This window comes from Streptococcus sp. 4094 (assembly GCF_013277125.1).
GTDB lineage: Bacteria > Bacillota > Bacilli > Lactobacillales > Streptococcaceae > Streptococcus.
In genome coordinates this window covers 1-2,714 of sequence record NZ_VMMI01000067.1, presented here as the reverse complement: position 1 = coordinate 2,714, position 2,714 = coordinate 1, and the positions used below count along the sequence as shown (strand labels likewise).

The 2,714-nt window shown below is 39.1% G+C and carries 2 protein-coding genes; both read left to right on the top strand.

Features of this window, described 5'->3' with window-relative positions; all coding sequences use genetic code 11:
- Positions 1–1,035 (top strand): DUF1542 domain-containing protein (locus HT721_RS10650; protein WP_173229792.1); only part of this gene is annotated, 1,035 nt, incomplete at its 5' end.
- Positions 1,036–1,245: 210 nt separating this feature from the next.
- The gene (gene dprA / locus HT721_RS10645) at positions 1,246–2,094 is read left to right on the top strand and encodes a DNA-processing protein DprA (protein ID WP_173229790.1); all 849 of its coding nucleotides are present in this window, start codon (positions 1,246–1,248) and stop codon (positions 2,092–2,094) included.
- Positions 2,095–2,714: the final 620 nt, after the last annotated feature.

Below are 2,714 nucleotides of genomic sequence, written 5' to 3'. Positions count from 1 at the left end.
AACAACATCAATCCAACCGCAGAGGCGAATAAGTCAGCTAAATCAGAAGTAGAGCAAAAAGCTAATCTCAGCCTATCTCTTATCGACGACAATGCTAATCTCTCTCTAGTTGAAAAAGATGGTGCTAAAAACCAGGTAAGGCAGACTCTTCAAGATGCGCTTAAGAAAATTGACCAAGCCAAAACACAAGATGAAATCGATCAAGCGAAGCAAGAAGCTTTATCTAGCATGGATCAGATTCTAGCCGAGGCTATTGCTAAAGCTAATAGTAGAAGCCTGTCTGGTCAAGATAAAGATGGTAGCCAAACACCAGCTTCTCCTTCGGATACAGCTCAGTCTGGGACAAGTCCTGTGACTCCGCCATCTGCTACAAGAAATCGAAGAACTCCTCCGCGCCGAGCTCGTAGAAGTGTAGGATTTGTAGGGAATTCCCAAACAGGTACAATTCCATCGGCTGTGGACAAGTCAGAACTTCGTACTCTGGTAGAGGAGCTGGAACGTCGCTTGCAAGATCTAGCAGGTCTATCTCCTGAAGCACTTGATGAAGCACAGCGTATCTTGAGAGAGGCGCAAGCAGCTCTTGCTAATGAAAACTTAACAGCTCAAGAATTGGCAGACGTCCTTGCTAAAGTTAGACAGGTTCTCAATTCTCTACAAGCTGGCACATCAGCTGATAAGAGTCAGTCTGCGTCGAACTCAAATAAAGAAGCAGAAAGTGCCAAGGGAGCTAAAAATGAGACAGAAGTTCCTCTATATGGTGTCTTAGGAGCTGCAGTTCTTTCTCTTCTAGGAGCTCTCCTCTTTGCGCTGGCTCGTAAGAAAAATTCTCAACTAGATAAGCTTTTAAGAGAATTGAATCAACTTCTAGTTGAGCTAGAGGCTAGCGACAAGGATAAAAAAGTTCTAAACAAGGCTAAGAAATTAGCTGATGAAGCACGACTCTTTGTAGATAGCCATCAAAAAGATTCTCAAAAAGAAGCAGAACTAATTTCTGAAATCAAGACTGTTCTCAGTCAACTCAAAGAAGAAGTCTAGTTTTGAAGAAAATACTACTTTCAGGAACTGAGTGAGTAGCTTTGTAGCTATGATAAAAAAATAAAAAATCTCCAGATTAGGAACCGTCAGTGAGTTCTCTAGTCTGGAGATTTTTCAATATACTTCATTATTGGGGGATTACAAATAGTCGGATGTTTTTTTGATTTTTTACGAATAAATAGATGAGTAGAAAAAGAAATGGAGTTATTTATGAAAATCACAAACTATGAAATCTATAAGTTAAAAAAATCAGGTTTGACCAATCAACAGATTTTGAATGTCCTAGAATACGGTGAAAATGTTAATCAGGAGCTTTTGTTGGGTGATATTGCAGATATATCAGGTTGCCGAAATCCAGCTGTTTTTATGGAGCGTTATTTTCAGATAGACGATATGTATTTGGAGAAAGAATTTCAAAAGTTTCCATCTTTCTCTATTTTAGACGACTGTTATCCTTGGGATTTGAGTGAAATATACGATGCACCCGTGCTTTTATTTTACAAGGGAAATCTTGACCTCTTGAAATTCCCTAAGGTAGCAGTCGTAGGAAGTCGTGCTTGTAGCAAACAGGGAGCGAAGTCAGTTGAAAAAGTCATTCAAGGCTTGGAAAATGAACTGGTTATCGTCAGTGGATTAGCCAAGGGGATTGACACAGCAGCTCATATGGCAGCTCTTCAGAATGGCGGAAAAACCATTGCAGTGATTGGAACAGGACTGGATGTGTTTTATCCTAAAGCCAATAAACGCTTGCAAGACTACATCGGCAATGATCATCTGATTCTCAGTGAATATGGATCTGGCGAACAACCTCTGAAATTTCATTTTCCTGCTCGTAATCGCATCATTGCTGGACTTTGTCGTGGTGTGATTGTAGCAGAGGCCAAGATGCGCTCAGGTAGTCTTATTACCTGTGAGCGAGCAATGGAAGAAGGGCGCGATGTCTTTGCTATTCCTGGTAGCATTTTAGATGGACTATCAGACGGTTGCCATCATTTGATTCAAGAAGGAGCAAAATTAGTCACCAGCGGGCAAGATGTTCTTGCGGAATTTGAATTTTAAACATTATATAAGCTAGAATACTGAGAAAAAATCAAGTTCAAGATAAAATGAAGTAAATATCCCCACAATAAAACGCATCCTATCAGGTTTTCATCACTTGATATGATGCGTTTTTTCTAAGTGAATAAGTAGAGTGGAGGACTTTTCCCAGAGGAAGGAAAGCAATTTAGTGTAATTGAGAAAGGAGAGTTGCTTGTGACTAATCTTGGTCAGCTTACTGTTAGGGAGGCTTATCATCTAAAATCTTGTCAGTAAGGAAAAATAAATTCTTCAAGAGTAGAGGTTGTAAGCGGTTTGTTAAGAAAGAATTCAAAGACCTTGACAGATAAAAATAAAATGGTTATTATAAAAAATGGTCTGAAATTGATGATGATACTTTTCGGAAATCTTTTTAAGTCAGTTCAGCTTTGCCTTGCTGTGTTTTGAGCAAGCTATGGTGAGTTTCCGAGCTTGATTTTCATTTACTAGAAATGAAGCTGATGAGAGACATCAGTAGACATTTGCGTCAGGATATGATGGAAAATGATAAAAAGACCTCATGAGATTGGCATATCAGACTACTAAAGCATTGAGTTTGTTAGAATTTTATACTCAATGAAAATCAAAGAGCAAACTAGGAA